15 protein-coding genes are annotated in these 19,470 nt (G+C 72.1%); 6 read left to right on the plus strand and 9 right to left on the minus strand.

Features of this window, described 5'->3' with window-relative positions; all coding sequences use genetic code 11:
* Positions 1-41: 41 nt before the first annotated feature.
* The 5 genes from ACFYXC_RS01135 to ACFYXC_RS01155 all read right to left on the minus strand — a co-directional run bounded on the left by ACFYXC_RS01135 (position 42) and on the right by ACFYXC_RS01155 (position 6,973).
* Entirely contained in the window at positions 42-1,091 is a 1,050-nt protein-coding gene (locus tag ACFYXC_RS01135) for an ABC transporter substrate-binding protein (RefSeq protein WP_389545388.1), read from the minus strand.
* A 167-nt stretch (positions 1,092-1,258) separates the two neighbouring features.
* On the minus strand, positions 1,259-2,419 hold the full coding sequence (locus ACFYXC_RS01140; RefSeq protein ID WP_389546720.1) for an acyl-CoA dehydrogenase family protein: 1,161 nt from the start codon (positions 2,417-2,419) through the stop codon (positions 1,259-1,261).
* Positions 2,420-2,430: 11 nt separating this feature from the next.
* Complete coding sequence (locus ACFYXC_RS01145; RefSeq protein WP_389545391.1) at positions 2,431-3,408, minus strand: hydroxymethylglutaryl-CoA lyase; 978 nt, start codon at positions 3,406-3,408, stop codon at positions 2,431-2,433.
* On the minus strand, positions 3,405-5,342 hold the full coding sequence (locus ACFYXC_RS01150) for a biotin carboxylase N-terminal domain-containing protein (protein WP_389545393.1): 1,938 nt from the start codon (positions 5,340-5,342) through the stop codon (positions 3,405-3,407). The genes ACFYXC_RS01145 and ACFYXC_RS01150 overlap by 4 nt, the downstream gene beginning before the upstream one ends.
* A 14-nt stretch (positions 5,343-5,356) precedes the next feature.
* Positions 5,357-6,973, minus strand: coding sequence for a carboxyl transferase domain-containing protein (locus ACFYXC_RS01155; protein WP_389545396.1), 1,617 nt, complete (start codon positions 6,971-6,973; stop codon positions 5,357-5,359).
* A gap of 90 nt (positions 6,974-7,063) precedes the next feature.
* Here ACFYXC_RS01155 and ACFYXC_RS01160 point away from each other — a divergent pair, with 90 nt between their 5' ends.
* From ACFYXC_RS01160 to ACFYXC_RS01170, 3 genes are all read left to right on the plus strand, one after another.
* Positions 7,064-7,672, plus strand: a complete 609-nt coding sequence (locus ACFYXC_RS01160; RefSeq protein WP_388916148.1) for a TetR/AcrR family transcriptional regulator — start codon at positions 7,064-7,066, stop codon at positions 7,670-7,672.
* Between the two features lie 116 nt (positions 7,673-7,788).
* Positions 7,789-8,946 (plus strand): acyl-CoA dehydrogenase family protein, encoded by a 1,158-nt coding sequence (locus ACFYXC_RS01165; RefSeq protein WP_388916768.1) that lies wholly within the window; start codon positions 7,789-7,791, stop codon positions 8,944-8,946.
* A 46-nt stretch (positions 8,947-8,992) separates the two neighbouring features.
* The gene (locus ACFYXC_RS01170; RefSeq protein ID WP_389545399.1) at positions 8,993-9,874 is read left to right on the plus strand and encodes an acyl-CoA thioesterase; all 882 of its coding nucleotides are present in this window, start codon (positions 8,993-8,995) and stop codon (positions 9,872-9,874) included.
* A gap of 6 nt (positions 9,875-9,880) precedes the next feature.
* Here the strand turns inward: ACFYXC_RS01170 and ACFYXC_RS01175 are convergent, their stop codons facing one another.
* Positions 9,881-10,678 (minus strand): phosphatase, encoded by a 798-nt coding sequence (locus ACFYXC_RS01175; protein ID WP_388916142.1) that lies wholly within the window; start codon positions 10,676-10,678, stop codon positions 9,881-9,883.
* Between the two features lie 319 nt (positions 10,679-10,997).
* Positions 10,998-12,521, minus strand: coding sequence for a PucR family transcriptional regulator (locus tag ACFYXC_RS01180; protein WP_389545402.1), 1,524 nt, complete (start codon positions 12,519-12,521; stop codon positions 10,998-11,000).
* A 112-nt stretch (positions 12,522-12,633) separates the two neighbouring features.
* On the opposite strand from ACFYXC_RS01180, the gene ACFYXC_RS01185 reads away from it, so the two are divergent.
* The 3 genes from ACFYXC_RS01185 to ACFYXC_RS01195 are packed head-to-tail and all read left to right on the plus strand — an operon-like array spanning position 12,634 to position 16,789.
* Positions 12,634-14,109, plus strand: coding sequence for a sodium:solute symporter (locus ACFYXC_RS01185; RefSeq protein WP_389545404.1), 1,476 nt, complete (start codon positions 12,634-12,636; stop codon positions 14,107-14,109).
* Entirely contained in the window at positions 14,106-15,074 is a 969-nt protein-coding gene (gene speB, locus ACFYXC_RS01190; protein ID WP_388916133.1) for an agmatinase, read from the plus strand. Before ACFYXC_RS01185 ends, speB begins: the two co-directional genes overlap by 4 nt.
* Entirely contained in the window at positions 15,071-16,789 is a 1,719-nt protein-coding gene (locus tag ACFYXC_RS01195; protein WP_389545408.1) for a thiamine pyrophosphate-binding protein, read from the plus strand. The genes speB and ACFYXC_RS01195 overlap by 4 nt, the downstream gene beginning before the upstream one ends.
* A 54-nt stretch (positions 16,790-16,843) precedes the next feature.
* On the opposite strand, the gene ACFYXC_RS01200 is transcribed toward ACFYXC_RS01195, so the two are convergent.
* Both ACFYXC_RS01200 and ACFYXC_RS01205 read right to left on the minus strand, forming a co-directional pair.
* A complete protein-coding gene (locus tag ACFYXC_RS01200; protein WP_389545411.1) occupies positions 16,844-18,262 on the minus strand; it encodes an FG-GAP and VCBS repeat-containing protein in 1,419 nt (472 codons plus the stop codon).
* A 218-nt stretch (positions 18,263-18,480) separates the two neighbouring features.
* Complete coding sequence (locus ACFYXC_RS01205; protein WP_389545414.1) at positions 18,481-19,320, minus strand: endonuclease I family protein; 840 nt, start codon at positions 19,318-19,320, stop codon at positions 18,481-18,483.
* Positions 19,321-19,470 lie beyond the last annotated feature (150 nt).

The following is a 19,470-nucleotide window of genomic DNA, read 5'->3' on the forward strand; positions in this document are numbered from 1 at the left end:
AAGGCGCCTGCGGCGGCCTTCCCTCCAGGGGGCGCGAGCCGTCAGGCGACCTTCTTGGCCTTCTCGATGGCCTCGGCGAGGTTGTCGAGCATGGGGGTGCACTTGTCGTAGGAGAGGATCGGCTCGGGGGTGCGGGCGATGACCTGGCCGGCCTTGACCGCGGGCAGCTTCTTCCAGGTGGCCTTGGTGATGTCGGCGGGTTGGATGGTCGCGGTGCGGTCGTCCATGATGATGACGTCGGCCGGGTACTGGTCGACGTTCTCCCAGCTCAGGTTCTCGAACCAACCGCCGCTGGCCTTCAGGACCTTGGCGGGCGGCTCGACGAGGTTCACGCCGAGGGCCTTGAAGTACTCCAGGTCGATGGAGAGGTTCGAGCCGGACACGTAGAAGATGTCCTGGCTGGCGGAACCGGCGAGCACCTTGATCTCGGGGCGGGCCTTGGCGGCGGCGCGCAGCCGCTCGGCGGCCTTCTCGAAGTTCTTCTTCGCCTCGACGGTCCTGGCGGCCTTCACGTCGGCGCCCAGCGACTCGGCGAGCGCGAGCATCCGCTCCAGCGGCTCGGGCAGCTGACGGTCGTAGACGGAGATGCCGACGCTCGGGGCGAGCTTGGAGATCTTGTCCTTGGACTCCGCGGGGACGTACCAGAGGGTGCCGGCGTCGTCGAACATCGTGGAGATCAGCACGTCCGGGGCGAGGGCCGCGTACTTCTCGACGTTGAACTGGCCGTACACGTTGCCGAGGACGGTCAGCTTGCTGATGTCCATGTCGCCGGCCTGGACGTCGGCCTTGCCGTCCTTGGTCTTGGTGGGGCCGAAGACGCCCTTGACCTCGATGCCGTAGTCGAAGAGGGCGGCGGCGACGCCGGTGAAGGCGACGATGTTCGCCGGCGTCCTGTCCAGCTTCACCGCCGTGCCGCGGTCGTCCTCGAAGCTCCAGGGGCCGGCGGCGGCAGCGCTCTTCGTCGCGTCCGCCGAGCCACCGCTCTTCGAGTCTTCGTCACCGCAGGCAGCCAGCACGGCCCCGAGGCCGAGGGCCCCGCCGGCGGCGAGGACGCCGCGTCGGGTGAGGTGGTTGGCACGGGCGTTGGACATGGCGTGACTGCTTTCGAACAGGGCTGATGACCCACCGGACAATGCGAAGGTAGGTTAGCCTAACCTCATAAACTGTCCATGAGGCGGGGCTCCACCTGCCGGAACGAATGCTTCCGCCCCGCCGCCCCGCCGCCCGTTCCGCCGCCCGTCCAGCGGTGCCCCGGTCCTCAGCCCGTCAGGCCCAGTTCCCGGGCGATCAGCATGCGCTGGACCTCGCTCGTGCCCTCGCCGATCTCCAGGATCTTGGAGTCGCGCCACATGCGGGCCACCGGGTACTCGTTCATGAAGCCGTAGCCGCCGTGGATCTGGGTGGCGTCGCGGGCGTTGTCGACGGCGATGGTGGAGGAGTGGAGCTTCGCCAGCGCCGCCTCCTTCTTGAAGGGTTCGCCGGCGACGAGTCGGGAGGCCGCGTCGCGCCAGGCCAGGCGGGCCGTGTGGGCCCGCATCTCCATGTCCGCGATCTTGAACTGGATCGCCTGGTTCGCGCCGATCGGGCGGCCGAAGGCGTGGCGCTCCTTCGCGTACTTCACCGACTCGTCCACGCAGCCCTGGGCGAGGCCCGTCGCGAGCGCCGCGATGGCGATGCGGCCCTCGTCGAGGATGCGGAGGAACTGCGCGTAACCGCGGCCCTCCTCGCCCAGCAGGTTCGCGGCGGGGACGCGGACGTCGGCGAAGGACAGCTCGCGGGTGTCGGAGGCGTTCCAGCCGACCTTCGAGTAGGGGGCGGCGACCGTGAAACCGGGGGTGCCGGACGGCACGATGATCGAGGAGATCAGCGGGCTTCCGTCGGGCTTGCGGCCGGTGACCGCCGTGACGGTGACCAGGCCCGTGATGTCCGTCCCCGAGTTGGTGATGAAGCACTTGCTGCCGTTGATCACCCATTCGTCCGTCGCCTCGTCCAGGCGGGCCGTCGTGCGGGTCGCGCCCGCGTCCGAGCCGCCGTCCGGCTCGGTCAGGCCGAAGGCGCCGAGCAGCTCGCCCGAGCAGAGCCGGGGGAGCCACCGCGCCTTCTGCTCCGGCGTCCCGAACAGGTGGATCGGCATGGCGCCGAGCGACACCCCCGCCTCCAGGGTGATCGCCACCGAGGAGTCCACCCGGGCGAGTTCTTCAAGAACGACGCCCAGGGCCAGGTAGTCGCCGCCCATGCCGCCGTACTCCTCGGGGAACGGCAGCCCGAACAGGCCCATGCGGCCCATCTCGCGGACGATCTCGTACGGGAACTCGTGCCGCTCGTAGAAGTCGCCGATCTTCGGTGCCACGACGTCACGGGCGAACTCCGCGACCGTGCGCCGCAGTTCGTCCAGCTCGGGGGAGAGGCGGTGGTCCAGGGACATGGGGGTCACTCCTTGTGGGAGAGGGCGCGGACGGTGCGGGACGGGCTGGGTCGGCCCAGTTGTCCGGCCATCCACACGCTGGTGGCGGTGAGGAGGCCGAGGTCCACCCCGGTGCTGATGCCGAGGCCCGTCAGCATCCACACGAGGTCTTCGGTGGCGAGGTTGCCGGTGGCGCTCTTCGCGAACGGGCAGCCGCCGAGGCCGCCCGCGGAGGCGTCCACGGTCGTCACACCGTGCCGCAGCGCCGCCAGGGTGTTGGCCAGCGCCTGGCCGTACGTGTCGTGGAAGTGCACGCCGAGCGCGGACACCGGGATGTCCTGTCCGGCGAGCGCGGTGAGCAGCGCGCCCACGTGGCCCGGGGTCGCCACGCCGATCGTGTCGCCGAGGCTCAGCTCGTCGCACCCCATGTCGAGCAGCGCGCGGCAGACCCGTACGACCTGGGGGACGGGGACCGGGCCCTCCCACGGGTCGCCGAAGCACATCGAGAGGTAGCCGCGCACGTGGGCGCCCTGCGCCCTGGCCCGCGTCACCACCGGCTCGAACATCGCCAGTGCCTCGTCCACGGTCCGGTTGAGGTTGGCCTTGGCGAAGGACTCCGTGGCGCTGGCGAAGACCGCGACGCGGGTCGCGCCGAGGGCCAGGGCGCGGTCCAGGCCGCGCTCGTTCGGTACGAGGACGGGCAGGTGCACGGCCCGGCCGGAGGGGTCCCCCGGATCCTGGGCGCCCAGCTCCCTCACGAGCGGGAACAACTGCTCCGCGTCGGCCAGTTGGGGCACCCACCTGGGGTGCACGAAGCTGGTCGCCTCGATGGTGGTGAGGCCCGCGGCGGCCAGCCGGCGGATGAACTCCGCCTTGATCTCCGTCGGGACGGTCCCCTTCTCGTTCTGCAGCCCGTCGCGGGCACCGACCTCGTGGATACGGACCTCGGCGGGCAGGCCCGGGTCCGGTACGGCCATGGGGAGGCCGGGTACGGGAGTCGTCATGGCTGCTCCTCCAGCGGTGCGACCACGGCCAGGACCTGGTCCATGGCGACCGTCGTGCCGGGGGCGACGTCCAGTTCGGTGACGGTGCCGGCGTGCGGGGCGGCGATGACGTGCTCCATCTTCATCGCCTCCACCACCAGCAGGCTCTGCCCGGCCTTCACCTCGTCTCCCACGGCCACCTTCACGACGGTCACCGTGCCGGGCATCGGCGCGGTGAGGGAGTCCATGCCCGCGTGCGCCGCCCCGGTGAGGGACGCGGCGACCGGGTCGTGGTCCAGTACGTTCCACGCGTCGCCGTCCCGGCCGAGCCAGGTGCCCGAGCGGTGGAAGGTGTGGCGGACGCCGTCCAGGGTGACGCAGACCCGTGCCGGGGTGACCTCGGTGTCCGGCCGGGCCCGCAGCGCGACGGGCTCGTGTCCCGCCACCCGCAGGTGGAAGGCGGCCGGAACCGGTTCACCCCCGAGCCGCCAGCCGTCCGGCACCGAGAAGGGGTCGGTCCAGCCTTCGGTGGGCGCGGGGGTCAGCGCGTCCAGGCGTACCGCCGCGGCGGCCTCGTACACCTCGGCCGGGACCTCCTGCGGGACCAGTCCCGCCACCTCCCGCTCGACCAGCCCCGTGTCCAGGTCGCCCGCGACCACCGCCGGATGCGCCAGCAGCCTCCGCAGGAACCCGGCGTTCGTCTGCACCCCCAGCGTCACGGTCCGCGCCAGTGCCGCGCGCAGCCGCCGCAGGGCCGTCGCCCGGTCGGGGCCGTACGCGATGACCTTGGACAGCATCGGGTCGTACAGCGAGCCGACCTCCGTGCCCTCGGTCAGCCCCGAGTCGGTGCGGACGCCGTCGCCGTGGGGCTCGTCCAGCCGCAGGACCGTGCCGCCGGACGGCAGGAATCCCCGCGCGGGGTCCTCCGCGCAGAGGCGCGCCTCCACCGCGTGGCCGGTGAGGGTGACGTCGTCCTGGGCGAAGCCCAGTCGCTCGCCCGCGGCCACCCGCAGCTGCCACTCCACCAGGTCGAGGCCGGTGATCAGCTCGGTCACCGGGTGCTCGACCTGCAGACGGGTGTTCATCTCCATGAAGAAGTACGAGGCCGGGTCGTCGCCCGGGACGATGAACTCGACCGTGCCCGCCCCCGCGTACCCGCACGAGCGGGCCGCCTGGACGGCCGCCTCACCCATCGCGGCCCGCGTCCCCTCGTCGAGGAGCACGCTCGGCGCCTCCTCGATGATCTTCTGGTGCCGGCGCTGGAGGGAGCACTCGCGCTCGCCCAGGTGCACCACGTTCCCGTGGCCGTCCGCCAGGACCTGGATCTCGATGTGCCGGGGGCGGTCGACCCACCGCTCGACGAGGAGGGTGTCGTCGCCGAAGGAGGCGCGGGCCTCACGGCGTGCGGCGGCGATCTCGTCGGGCAGCAGCGCCGCGTCCCGCACGAGGCGCATGCCCTTGCCGCCCCCGCCCGCCGACGGCTTCAGCAGCACCGGCATGCCGATCTCCCGCGCGGAGCCGGCCAGCTCGGCGTCCGTGAGCCCGCTGCCCGAGGAGCCCGGTACCACCGGGACCCCGGCCGCCCGGACCGTCTCCTTGGCGCGGATCTTGTCGCCCATCAGGGAGATCGCGTCCGCCGGGGGGCCGACGAAGACCAGGCCCGCGTCCGTGCAGGCGCGGGCGAAGGCGGCGTTCTCCGCGAGGAAGCCGTAGCCCGGGTGCACCGCCTGGGCGCCGGACCGCGCGGCCGCCGCCAGCAGCCGCTCCACCGACAGGTAGCTCTCGGCGGCCGGGGCCGGACCGATCCGTACCGCCGTGTCCGCCTCGCGCACATGCCGGGCGTCGGCGTCCGCGTCCGAGAAGACGGCCACCGAGCGCACGCCCAGCGACCGCAGCGTCCGGACGACCCGGACGGCGATCTCGCCCCGGTTGGCCACCAGTACCGTGTCGAACATCGTCGTCCGTCCCCTCACATCCGAAAGACGCCGAACTGGGGGTCACCCAGCGGGGCGTTAGCGCAGGCCGTCAGAGCGAGACCCAGCACCTGGCGGGTCTCCATCGGGTCGATCACACCGTCGTCCCAGAGCCGGGCCGTCGCGTAGTAGGCGTTGCCCTGGGTCTCGTACCGGGCGCGGATCGGGTCCTTGAAAGCCTCTTCCTCCTCCGCCGACCAGGACTCGCCGCGCCCCTCCAGCTGGTCGCGCTTGACGGTCGAGAGGACCGACGCGGCCTGCTCGCCGCCCATCACGGAGATCTTGGCGTTCGGCCACATCCACAGGAAGCGCGGCGAGTACGCCCGGCCGCACATCGAGTAGTTGCCCGCGCCGTACGAACCGCCGACCACGACCGTCAGCTTCGGGACGCGTGCGCAGGCCACCGCGGTCACCATCTTGGCGCCGTGCTTGGCGATGCCCCCGGCCTCGTACTGGCGGCCCACCATGAACCCGGAGATGTTCTGCAGGAACACCAGCGGGATGCCGCGCTGGTCGCACAGCTCGATGAAGTGGGCGCCCTTCTGGGCGGACTCGGAGAACAGGATGCCGTTGTTGGCGACGATCCCGACCGGGTGCCCGTGGATCCGGGCGAAGCCGGTGACGAGGGTCTGGCCGAACTCCGCCTTGAACTCCGCGAACCGTGAACCGTCGACCACGCGCGCGATGACCTCGCGCACGTCGTACGGGGTACGGGAGTCGACCGGCACCGCCCCGTACAGCCCGGCAGGGTCCACCTTCGGTTCGACGCCCTGCGTGACCGGCCAGGGCAGGGGGCCGCGGCCGGGCAGCGTGGAGACGATCGTGCGGACGATGCGCAGCGCGTGCGCGTCGTCCTCCGCGAGGTGGTCGGTGACCCCGGACACCCGGGAGTGGACCTCGCCGCCGCCCAGTTCCTCCGCCGTGACGACCTCACCGGTCGCGGCCTTCACCAGGGGAGGGCCGCCGAGGAAGATCGTGCCCTGCCCGCGCACGATGACGGCCTCGTCGCTCATCGCGGGGACGTACGCCCCGCCGGCCGTGCACGAGCCGAGGACGGCCGCGATCTGGGGGATGCCCGCCCCCGACATCCGGGCCTGGTTGTAGAAGATCCGGCCGAAGTGCTCGCGGTCGGGGAACACCTCGTCCTGCATCGGCAGGAAGGCACCGCCCGAGTCCACCAGGTAGACGCAGGGGAGGCGGTTCTCCAGCGCCACCTCCTGGGCGCGCAGGTGCTTCTTCACCGTCATCGGGTAGTACGTGCCGCCCTTGACCGTGGCGTCGTTGGCGACCACCACGCACTCGCGTCCGGCGACCCGGCCGATACCGGCGATGACGCCCGCCGCGGGGGCCTGCCCCTCGTACAGCCCGTCGGCCGCCAGCGGGGCCAGCTCCAGGAACGGTGAGCCGGGGTCGAGCAGGGTGTCCACGCGGTCGCGCGGCAGCAGCTTGCCGCGGGCGGTGTGCCGGGCGCGGGCCCGCTCACCGCCGCCCAGCCGTGCCGCGGCCAGCTTGTGCCGCAGCTCGTCGACGAGTGCGCGGTGTGCCGCCTCGTTGCCCCGAAAGGTTTCCGACGCGGGATCGGCCGCGCTGTGGAGTTCCGGTGCTTCGTGCATCCTGCGGTCCCCTCACGCAACAAGTTAATGAGCGTTAACGCGTTTCGTTCAGGTTAACGAGCGCTAACCCTCCTGTCTAGAATTGCCTCCATGGCCACCAGAACCGACGCCCCCACCCGTCGCGAGCAGATCCTCAAGGAGGCCGCCCGGCTCTTCGCCGAGCGCGGCTTCCACGGGGTCGGCGTGGACGAGATAGGCGCGGCGGTCGGCATCAGCGGTCCCGGTCTGTACCGGCACTTCGCGGGCAAGGACGCGATGCTCGCCGAACTGCTGGTGGGGATCAGCGAGCAGCTGCTGACCGGCGGCAAGCTCCGGGTGGCGGAGTCCGGCGGGGACCCGGAGGCGCTCCTCGACTCGCTCATCGAGGGGCACATCGACTTCGCGCTCGACGACCGCCCGCTGATCACCCTGCACGACCGGGAGCTGGACCGCCTCCGGGACAGCGACCGCAAGCTCGTACGGCAGCTCCAGCGTCAGTACGTCGAACTGTGGGTGTCGGTGGTCCGCGAGATCCATCCCGCCCTCGCCGAACCGAGCGCCCGCTCGGCCGTGCACTCGGTCTTCGGGCTCCTGAACTCCACGCCACACCTGGGGCGGCCGGGGGCGCTGCCGGGAAGGGCGGGCACGGCGGAGCTGTTGCACCGGATGGCGAGGGGGGCCCTCGCGGCGGCAGCGGCGACAGGAGACCCCGGGGCGTGACGAGCGTCTCGGGAGAGCGGGGTGGCCTGGTCTGGACGACGGTCGTGACCGGCCGGTAACGTGGTCCTGAGCAAGCGCTTAGACACGGAATCTTGAGCCAGGCGGAGGTGGGCGCGGTGCGCCGTACGGTGTTCAACGAGGATCACGAGGCGTTCCGGGAGACCCTGCGCGCCTTCATCGAGGCCGAGGTCGTCCCGGTCTACGACGAGTGGTTCGCGGCAGGCCAGGCGCCCCGCGACTTCTACTACAAGCTCGCCGAGCTGGGCGTCTTCGGCATCCGCGTGGACGAGGAGTTCGGCGGCGCCGGCATCGACTCGTACAAGTTCGAGGCCGTGATGTACGAGGAGACCGCCCGCGCGGGTGTGTCCTTCGGCGGCTCCGGGGTGCACGTGCTGCTCGGCCTGCCCTACATCAAGGCGCTCGCCACCGACGAGCAGAAGAAGCGCTTCCTGCCGAAGTTCGTCTCCGGCGAGGAGATGTGGGCCCTCGCGATGACCGAGCCGGGCACCGGCTCCGACCTCGCGGGCATGAAGACCACCGCGAAGCTCTCCGAGGACGGCACGCACTACGTCCTCAACGGCTCCAAGACCTTCATCACCGGTGGCGTGCACGCCGACCGCGTGATCGTCTGCGCCCGCACCTCCGCGCCGACGGCCGAGGACCGCCGCTACGGCATCTCGCTGTTCGCCGTCGACACCAAGGCCGAGGGCTACTCCATCGGCCGCAAGCTCGACAAGCTGGGCCTGAAGGTCTCCGACACCGCCGAGCTGGCGTTCGTCGACGTGAAGGTGCCCGTCGAGGACCTCCTCGGCGAGGAGAACAAGGGCTTCTACTACCTCGGCGGCAACCTGCCCTCCGAGCGCTGGGGCATCGCGTTCGGCGCGTACGCCCAAGCCGCGGCGGCCGTCCGCTTCGCCAAGGAGTACGTGCAGGAGCGCACCGTCTTCGGCAAGCCGGTCTCCCACTTCCAGAACACCAAGTTCGAGCTGGCCGCCTGCCAGGCCGAGGTGGACGCCGCCCAGGCCGTCGCCGACCGCGCCCTGGAAGCCCTCGACCAGGGCGAGCTGTCGGCCGCCGAGGCCGCCTCCGCGAAGCTGTTCTGCACCGAGGTCGCGCACCGCGTCATCGACCGCTGCCTCCAGCTGCACGGCGGCTACGGCTTCATGAACGAGTACCCGATCGCCCGCCTGTACGCGGACAACCGCGTCAACCGCATCTACGGCGGCACCAGCGAGATCATGAAGTCGATCATCGCCAAGAACATGGGCCTGTAGGGCGCGCGAGAACATCCGGGAAACGACTGCACGGTACAACTGACGCATGAGTCAGGCACTTCAGTCCCTGCTCGATCTGCTCGACCTGGAGCGGATCGAGCAGGACATCTTCCGCGGCCAGTCGCGCTTCGCCGTCGTCCCGCGCGTCTTCGGCGGGCAGGTCGCGGCGCAGGCACTGGTCGCCGCGGGGCGCACGGTCCCCGCGGACCGGCTCGCCCACTCCCTGCACGCCTACTTCCTGCGCGCCGGGGACCCGGGCGCGCCCATCGTCTACACCGTCGACCGCATCCGCGACGGCCGGTCCTTCACGACCCGCCGGGTGGTCGCCGTCCAGCACGGGCAGCCGATCTTCCACCTCTCCGCGTCGTTCCAGACGTACGAGGAGGGCATGGACCACCAGGCGGGCATGCCGCCCGCGCCCGATCCGGAGACGCTGGAGACCACGGCCGAGATGCTGCCGCGGTACCTGGCGGCGTACGGCGACGAGGGGGTCGCGCAGCGGATGCTGGAGGCCCGGGCCGCCGTCGACCTCCGCTATGTCGACGCGCCGCCCTTCGCCAGCGTCGGGCAGCCGCGTGAGCCCCGCTCGCAGGTGTGGTTCCGCACCAACGGCAAGCTCGACGGCGCCATCGACGAGCCGCTGCTGCACGTCTGCCTCGCCACGTACGTCTCCGACATGACGCTCCTCGACTCCGTGCTGCTCGCCCACGGGCGCGGCGGCTGGGTCACCGGGGACGTCGTCGGGGCCTCCCTGGACCACGCGATGTGGTTCCACCGGCCGTTCCGCGCCGACGAATGGCTGCTGTACGACCAGGAGTCGCCGTCCGCGTCCGGTGGGCGGGGTCTCGGGCAGGCCCGTATCTACACGCGGGACGGACGCCTGGCGATCACCGTGATCCAGGAGGGCGTGGTCCGGATCCCGCGGTGAGGCGTCCTAGCCGCCGGTGGTCAGGCCCGCCGCGTCCAGCAGGTACGCCGTCATCGGGTCGTAGTGCCGGGGGCTGGTGACGTGGTCGTCGAGAGGGACGGTCACCTGGACCGTGCCCTCGGCTTCCGCGAGGAACAGGGCGGGGTCGTTGCAGTCCGCGTACCCCATGGAGTCCACGCCCAGCTGGCCCGCGCAGCCGGCCCAGCCGTGGTCGGCGACGACCAGGTCGGGCAGGGGGCGGCCCTCGCCCTCCAGGCCCTTGAGGATCGCCCGCATCGGCTCGCCCGAGTGGGTGTGCCACAGGGTCGCGCCGTGCTCCAGGACGGCGACGTCGGCGAACTGGAAGACATAGCCCTCGTCCGTGGTCAGCCCGTCCGGGATGACCACGATCTCGCAGCCGGCCGTGCGCAGGGCTGCGGCGGTGGCGCGGTGGACGTCCAGGAGGCCGCCGGGGTGGCCGGTGGCGAAGAGCACGCGCTGTCTGCCGGCGACGGCCTTGCGGAGGCGGCTCGCCATGCGGTCCAGCGCGTCCACGGTCAGTTCCGGGTCGATGGTGTCCTGGCCGTACCGGTACTCCGGGTCGTCGTTCACGCCGCACCGCTCGGCCATCACCGCGAGGACGTCCTGCTCGTCGGTCCAGCGGTCGCCGAGCTCCAGGCCGAGCCAGTAGTTGCGGTCGCCGTTGGCCAGCTTGCGGTAGTGGGAGAGGTTGTTCTCGCGGGGCGTGGCCACGTCGCCCGCGATACGCGTCTGTACGAGGTGGTCGAGGAGGTCGGCGCGGCTGGGGGTCCCGGGTATCGGCATACCCCCATTCTGCCGGTGTGCTCCGCTGGGTGGCGCCGGGTATCGAACCGTGGGACTCGCGTCCCGCGGGGGTTTGTCTCGGGGTTGGTCGGTTTGGGTGGTTTCGCCGAGTGCGGGCCGTCTGTGGCTGATCGCGCAGTTCCCCGCGCCCCTGAGGAGCGGGGCTGCGCCCCGGCTCTGGTGCGGTGCGTCGCCGGGTGCCGGCCCGGTGGGGGCTGGTCGCGCAGTTCCCCGCGCCCCTTGAGGGCGGGGCTGCGCCCCTGCCCTCTCCTTCAGCCGTCCGGCGTTTGAGGACCGGGGGTTCGGGGGCGGGAGGCGGTTAGGTGTGGGTCAAGGCGAACCATAGGTTCATGCGGGTGTCCGGGTCGTCCAGGTCCGCCGACAGGAGGGCCCCGCAGCGAGCGACCCGCTGCCGCACCGTGTTGCGGTGCACGGCCAGCGCCACCGCCGTACGGTCCCAGCTCCCGTGCAGGGACAGCCACATGCGGAGCGTCTCCGTGAGGGCCTGGTTGTCCGCGATCGGCGCCAGGACCGTACGGGCGTGCGCGGCGGCCTCGGCCGCGGGGACCAGCCCCGCGAGCCCCGGCTGATCCCCGTGCCGGACCAGCGCCGCCCGGGTGGCCCTCGCCCGGGCCAGCGCCCGCCCCGCCTGCGCGTCCCCGACCCCCCACTCGCGCGGCCCGACGGCCGCACTCACCCCGCACGTCCACCCGGCCGGCGCGGCGAGCTCACGGCGCCCCGCCGGTCCCGCCGGGACGAGGACCCGTACGACGTCCCCGTCCACATCCACCAGCGGCGACCCCAGCACCGCACCCAGCGCCGACGCCGCGACGGCGTCCGGCGCCGGCCCGTCCGGCCGCGCGTGCACCACGACCCACCGCTCGCCGCCGCCGAGCAGGGCGGCCACCTCCTCGGGCGCGGCCCCCAGCAGCAGGCGTACGAGCGCGGAGGAGCGGGCCGCCCCCGTACCGCTCTGGTGCTCCCCGGTGAGGAGCGAGAGCAGCACCGCGCCCACGGACGCGATGGTGTGGTCCCCCGGGTCCCGGCGGGCAGCCGCCACGCCCAGCACGAAACCCTGGCCGGTGCCGAGCGCGTACGCGGCGAGATGCACCCCGGCGACCGTGTCACTCGCCGAGGACGGCGTGGGCCCGGCCCCGCTCCCGCCTCCTCCACTCCCCGCGGGCCGCACGACGGCCGCCAGCCCGGCGAGGGCCCCGGCCACCTCCACCCCGGCTCCCGCCGCCGGCATCCGCCCCGCGGAAGCCACCTCCCCGCCGTCCGGCGCGTACAGCGCGGCCCGGCCCCCCACCCGCTGGGCCAGCTGCCGCAGCACCGAGGGGACCGGGTCGGGGCGGGCCGCGGCGGCGGCCAGGCTCTGCTGGGCCTCCGTGACGCGGCGCAGCTCGGTGTGCCGGGCCCGGGCCATGAGCTGCCAGACCGCCCGGGCCACGCCGGAGAAGGTCGTGCGGGGCGGCACCTCAAGGAGCGGCAGGCCGTGCTGGTCGCACGCCTCGACCAGGGCCCGCGGAACCGTGTCGTGCACCGGCGCCACCCCGAAGCCGAGGGCGGCGCCCCCCGCCTCGACGATCCGCGACACATAGGCGTCGAAGTAGGTACCCGACCCGGCCGCCTCCGGAATGTGCACCCCCGCCGTCAGCAGCAGCTCTCCGCCGAGCAGATACGGGTACGGGTCCGCCATCTCCGAGGTGTGCGCCCAGTGGATCACCGTGGCCGGATCACGCGGGCCCGCGATCTGCCGCAGCCCGAGGTCGTCCCGGCCCAGCAGGGCGGCGAGCGCGACCGGTGGGGTGGGCGGGACAGTGGGGGCGGCGGCGTCCGGCATGCTGGACGTTTCCTCCATCCGGCGCGGTGACAGTGGATGAAACGTACACTTCAGCGCTGCTTTCCGGCCACCTAACGTCAGGGTGGCCACCGAGAGCGCGAAGGAGGGCCCCATGGCCGTCGACTACACAGTGATCGTCGTCTACCTCGCCGGAATGCTGGCCATGGGCTGGTGGGGCATGCGCCGCGCCAAGTCCAAGAGCGACTTCCTGGTCGCCGGACGGCGCCTCGGCCCGACGATGTACTCCGGCACGATGGCCGCGATCGTCCTCGGCGGCGCCTCCACCATCGGCGGCGTCGGCCTCGGCTACCAGTACGGGCTCTCCGGCGCCTGGATGGTCTTCACCATCGGCCTCGGCCTCCTGGCGCTCTCCCTCTTCTTCTCGGCCCGCATCGCCCGCCTGAAGGTCTACACGGTCTCCGAGATGCTCGACCTGCGCTACGGAGGCCGGGCCGGGGTGATCTCGGGCCTGGTCATGTGGGCGTACACCCTGATGCTCGCGGTGACGTCGACCATCGCGTACGCCACCATCTTCGACGTCCTCTTCGACATGAACCGCACGGTCGCGATCGTCCTCGGCGGCTCGATCGTCGTGGCGTACTCGACGCTCGGCGGCATGTGGTCGATCACCCTCACCGACATGGTGCAGTTCGTCGTGAAGACGATCGGCGTGCTGCTCCTGCTGCTGCCCATCGCCGTGGTCAAGGCGGGCGGCTTCAGCGAGATGAAGGCGCAGCTGCCCACCGAGTACTTCGACCCGCTCGGCATCGGCGGCGAGACGATCTTCACCTATGTGCTGATCTACACGTTCGGCATGCTGATCGGGCAGGACATCTGGCAGCGCGTCTTCACCGCGGGCAGCGACCGCACCGCCAAGTGGGGCGGCACCGTCGCCGGTACCTACTGCCTGGTGTACGCGCTCGCCGGCGCCGTCATCGGCACGGCGGCCAAGGTCCTCTACCCGAAGCTGACCAGCCCGGACGACGCCTTCGCGACCATCGTGAAGGACGAACTGCCCATGGGCGTACGGGGACTGGTGCTGGCGGCAGCGCTGGCCGCCGTGATGTCCACGTCCTCCGGCGCCCTCATCGCCTGCGCGACCGTCGCCAACAACGACATCTGGTCGCGGCTGCGCGGCGCCGTCCGGAAGGAGGGCCCGGAGGGCGCGGACCACGACGAGGTCAAGGGCAACCGTGTCTTCATCCTCGTCATGGGCATCGCCGTGATCTGTACGGCCATCGCGATTGACAACGTCGTCGAGGCCCTGACGGTCGCCTACAACCTGCTGGTCGGCGGCCTCCTCGTGCCCATCCTCGGCGGCCTGCTGTGGAAACGCGGCACCGCACAGGGCGCCCTCGCCGCCGTCGCGGTCGGCGGTCTCGCGGTCGTCGGCCTGATGGCCGGGTACGGCATCCTCGCGAACGAGCCCGTCTACTACGGGCTCCTCGCCTCCCTCGCCGTGTACGTGATCGTCTCCCTCGCCACGCCCGCCACCGACGCGGCGGTGCTCGCCGCCTGGCGCGAACGCCTCGCGGGCCGCGGATCCGGGCCCGCCGCCGAACTCAAGGAAGAGAGTGTCACCCGATGAACAGCAACGAGACGCCCCGTGGGCCGGTCGACTCCTCCCGCACACCGCGGTACGCGGGCCCCGCGACCTTCGCCCGGCTGCCCCGCCTCGACGAGGTCGGCACCACCGAGGTCGCCGTGGTCGGCGTTCCGTTCGACGCGGGCGTCTCGTACCGGCCGGGGGCCCGCTTCGGCGGCAACGCGATCCGCGAGGCGAGCCGGCTGCTGCGGCCCTACAACCCCGCGCAGGACGCCTCGCCGTTCGCCCTCGCGCAGGTCGCGGACGCCGGTGACATCGCCGCGAACCCGTTCGACATCAACGAGGCGGTGGAGACCATCGAGGGCGCCGCCGACGAACTCCTCGGCACCGGCGCCCGGCTGATGACCCTCGGCGGCGACCACACCATCGCGCTGCCGCTGCTGCGCGCGGTCGCCAGGAAGCACGGCCCGGTCGCGCTGCTGCACTTCGACGCGCACCTCGACACCTGGGACACGTACTTCGGCGCCGAGTACACGCACGGCACCCCGTTCCGGCGGGCCGTCGAGGAGGGCATCCTCGACACCGAGGCGCTCTCCCACGTCGGCACCCGCGGCCCGCTGTACGGCAGGCAGGACCTGACCGACGACGAGAAGATGGGCTTCGGCATCGTCACCTCCGCCGACATCTACCGGCGCGGCGCCGACGAGGTCGCCGACCAGCTGCGGCAGCGCATCGGCGACCGCCCGCTCTACATCTCCATCGACATCGACTGCCTCGACCCGGCCCACGCGCCCGGCACCGGCACCCCCGAGGCCGGCGGCATGACCTCCCGCGAACTCCTGGAGATCCTGCGCGGCCTCGCCTCCTGCCACCTGGTCTCCGCGGACGTCGTCGAGGTCGCGCCCGCGTACGATCACGCCGAGATCACCTCCGTCGCCGCCTCCCACACGGCGTACGAGCTGACCACGATCATGTCCCGCCAGATTGCAGAGGCCCGAGCGCAGTGACCCACGACCACGACCTGGTGCTCCGCCCGACCGCCGCGCAGACGCAGGCCGCCCTCGACCCGCCGCCCGGACGCACCGGCGGAGACCTGGTCGTGGAGACCCTCGCCGGTCTCGGCGCGACCACCGTCTTCGGCCTGCCGGGGCAGCACGCGCTCGGCATGTTCGACGCGCTGCGCCGCTCCGACCTCGCGTACCTCGGCCTGCGCGTCGAGAACAACGCCGGGTTCGCGGCGGACGCCTACGGCCGGATCACCGGCGAGGCGGCCCCGCTGCTCCTGTCGACCGGGCCGGGCGCCCTGACCTCGCTGGCCGCGCTCCAGGAGGCCGCGGCGGCGTCCGCGCCCGTCCTCGCCATCAGCAGCCAGGTCCCGAGCGCGGGACTCGGCGGCGGCCGGCGCGGCTATCTCCATGAACTACCCGACCAGCAAGCCTCGTTCAGGGGCGTGGTGAAGTCCGTCCACACGGTCCGTACCCAGTCGCAGATCCCCTCGGCGATCGCCGGGGCGTGGGAGTCGGCGCTGACCGCCCCGCACGGACCGGTGTGGGTGGAGATCCCGCAGGACGTACTGCTCGCCGAGACGACGCTGCCCGTCGTCACGGCCGTGGACGCGGCGCCCCACGACCTGCCCCCGCGCCCCGAACTGACCGCCGTGGCCGCCCACCTGCTGGCGAACGCGGCCCGCCCGGTGATCATCGCGGGCGGCGGAGTGGTCCGCGCCGACGCGTCGGGCAAGCTGCGGCAGCTCGCCGAGCGGCTGGACGCGCCGGTCGTCACGACCTTCGGCGGCAAGGGCGCCTTCCCCTGGAACCACCCGCTCTCGCTCCAGTCCTGGCTGGAGGACCGGCACACCACCGACTTCCTGGAGGACGCCGACGTCCTCCTCGTCGTCGGCTCGGGGCTGGGCGAACTGTCCTCGAACTACCACACGTTCGAACCCCGCGGCCGGGTCGTCCAGATCGAGGCCGACCTCGGCAAGCTGGAGTCCAACCACCCGGCGCTCGGTATCCACGCGGACGCCCGCCTGGCCCTGTCGGCGCTCCTGGAGACCCTGCCCGAGACCGTGCCGGGACGACAGGACACGACGGCCGCGGACCGTGTACGGACCGTGCTCGGCCTGGTCCGCGAGCGCATCGACGCGCAGGAACTCACCCTGGAGCAGCAGGTGCTGGCCGCCGTCCGGAAGGCGCTGCCGGACCGGTCGGCGAGCTTCTGGGACATGACGATCCTCGCCTACTGGGCGTGGTCCGCCTTCGACGCCCGCCGCCCCAACACCATGCACTCCGCCCAGGGCGCGGGCGGCCTCGGCTACGCCTTCCCGGCGGCGATCGGCGGCGCGGTCGCCGACCCCACCCAGCCGGTCCTCGCGGTCTCCGGCGACGGCGGCGCGCTCTACTCCGTCGCCGAGCTGGCCACCGCCCGGCAGCACAACCTGGACGTGACCTGGCTCATCGTCGACGACGGCGGCTACGGCATCCTGCGCGAGTACATGACGGACGCCTTCGGCACGGCCACGGCGACCGAGCTGTCCCGCCCGGACTACGTGGCACTCGCGGAGTCCTTCGGCGTCCCGGGCGTACGGACCACTCCGGAGACCCTCGCCGACGACCTCGCCAAGTCCCTCGCCACGCCGGGCCCTTCGGTGGTCGTACTGCCGGCGGTGCTGCGGATGTTCGCGCCGACGCACCTGGACCGGGACCCGAGTTCGCGGACATGACGGTGGGGCGGCACCCGGCCGCCCCACCGCATCCCCCGTCGCCGGGCCGGCCGGTCAGCGCAGCGACGACCCGAAGTGCGCGTCCGTGGCGGGCGCGCCGAGGTCACCGGCGCCGAACGCGACGGACGACGTGGCGGTGAGGCCGCTCGCGGTGCCGCGCAGCACCCAGACCGCGCCGTTCTCGTCGTTCTCGGCCGTCGAGCCGGCCGCGAGGTCGAGGTGGCCGTCGCCGTCCACGTCCAGGAGCGCGCTGCTGATGCCGAACTGGTCGTCGGCCTCCGCGACTCCGGGGACCCCGGCGGTGTCCTGGTGGAAGGTCTGCGTACCGGCGCCGGTGACGCCGGAGGCGCTGCCGGGCACGAGGGCCACCGAACCGGCGTCGTAGACGTCGCCGATGTCCTCGCCCGGGAGGCCGAGCGCGATGTCGCCGAAGCCGTCACCGTTGACGTCACCGATCGAGACCGTGCTGCCGATCCCGTCACCCTCCTCCTCGACGCCGGGGAAGCCGGGCAGGTCCTGGTCGAAGATCTGGACCCGGTCCTCGGACAGGCCGGAGGCCGAACCGAAGGCGAGCTGCACCTTGTCGCCGCTCCAGTAGTTGCCGACCACGACGTCGTCGAACCCGTCGTTGTTCACGTCCCCGACGCCGGTGCCCACGACGGTGCCCGCGCCTTCCGCGGGGGTCCAGCCGGTGGTGAAGCCCGTGCTGCCGCCGCCGAGCAGCAGGCGGTTGCCCCAGACGCCGTCGCCCGAGTAGGTCCAGGCGACGATGTCGTCCTTGCCGTCGCCGTTGACGTCACCGGTCTCGGTGGAGCTGACGGGACCGCTGATCGAGCCGGACTTCAGGAAGGGCAGGGTGGCGGTGGGCGCTCCGGCACGCGAGACGGGGCCCTTCCACACGGTGGCGGTGGCGTCCGTGGGGTCGTCGCCCGCGACGGACTGCTGGGCGAACAGGGCGAGGTCCGTCCTGCCGTCGCCGTCGAAGTCACCGGTGGTGGGGGACTGGCCGTAGCCGGGTATCGCGGTGCCGCCGGTGAGTCCGGAGGCGGAGCCCCACAGGACGACGGAGCCGGCCTTGCCGCCGGAGATCACCAGGTCGCTGAAGCCGTCGCCGTCCAGGTCGCCCTTGCTGAAGGTGGTCCCGAAGCGCTCGTTCGCGACGGCGGAGCCGGGGACGCCGCTGGTGGAACGGCTGATGAGCTTCCTGTCCGCGGGGGAGACGCCGGTGGCGGAGCCGTACGTGACGGCGACGTAGCCCGCCTTCGCCTTGCTGGAGATGGTGGCGTCCGGGGCGGACACGACCAGGTCGGCGTAGCCGTCGCCGTTGAAGTCGTCCTGCGCGTCCGCGGCCGGGGCGGCCTGGGCGGTTCCCGCGGTGAGGGCGAAGGCGCCGAATCCGCCGGCGAGCAGCACCGCGGCTGCCAGAGGTGCGGTGAGGCGGGTGGAACGAGTGCTGCGGTGTGCTCGGGACATGCGGGAGCCTTTCGAGTCGGTCGCGGCCGAGTTCCGCTTCTGCTCGCGGAATGCCACGTTCACAGGGTTTGACTCGATCGGAGGGCCCCCAGTTGTACGCCCCGATGTCATGGATTCGTAACCGAGGAGACAGGTGGGGTGTTGAACTCCCTGTTCGCCACGGGGAGTTCAACGCCCTTCACCGTCGGTCCACCTCAGCGGTGGTGGCCTGCGCCGGTCTACCAGATCGCCTCGACCCACTCGGGGTGGTCGATGAACGGGTTCCGGTTGTGCTGGTAGTTGCTGTAGATCAGCTCGTTCCGGCGCGTCTCGGAGGCGCTGGGCGGGTCCTGCTCGTTCCACTGCTTCAACACCGAGAGACGGCCGTGGTACGGGACGCTGCCGTTGGAGACGGCGTCGTTGGGCTCCAGGTCGGGCCAGGAGTCGCCGCCCTCGTAGCGGACGGCCATGTAGAGGATCATCCGGGCCACGTCGCCCCGGACGGCGGCGCGGGGCTGGAAGGAGTTGGAGTCGGTGAGGCTGCCGCCGCTGTTGGTGAAGCTGCTGCCGCCGAGGTCGAAGTCCTTGTTGCCGCGGATGCTGTTGACCTGGACGTCCTCGGGCCGCAGATGATGCAGGTCGGTGCCGGGCCCGGCCGAGGTGCCGAAGTCGCCGTGCGACTGGGCCCACACGTGTTCGCGGTTCCAGTTGCCGGTGTTGCCGCCGTTGAGGGTCTTGCTGCGGGAGATGCCGGAGTACAGCAGGACCACGTTGGCGCTGTTGTTCGGGTCCTGGTCGGTGACCTTGAGCGCTTCCCAGACGGCGGAGTACGAGATCTTCGTCTGGTCGCTGATGATCGTGTGCAGCGAGCTCTTCAGGGCCGTGCCGGTCTTGCCGATGGCGCCCGCGTAGTACGTGTCGTCGTAGGCGGCGGTCGCGCTCGTGCTGATGCTCGTGCCGGTGCCGGTGCCGGTGGCCGCGGCGGGGGTCGCGGCGACCGTCGGGAGGGTGAGACCGACGAGAACGGCTGAGACGCCGGTCGCCAGCGCCTTCCATCTGCCTGTCTGCGCAACGGACATGGGGGTGCCCTTTCCCGGGAATGGCACGCGGGAGTCGGCGGCCCCGGATCGACGGGGCCGCGTTCTACGCGTGTTGACACTTCGGTCAATCGGGAGAGTGGCATGGACATGAGGTCGGTCGCGTAACGGGGAGGAGTCGCTTGTGTGACG

It is taken from the genome of Streptomyces sp. NPDC002701 (assembly GCF_042889045.1).
Classification (GTDB): domain Bacteria; phylum Actinomycetota; class Actinomycetes; order Streptomycetales; family Streptomycetaceae; genus Streptomyces.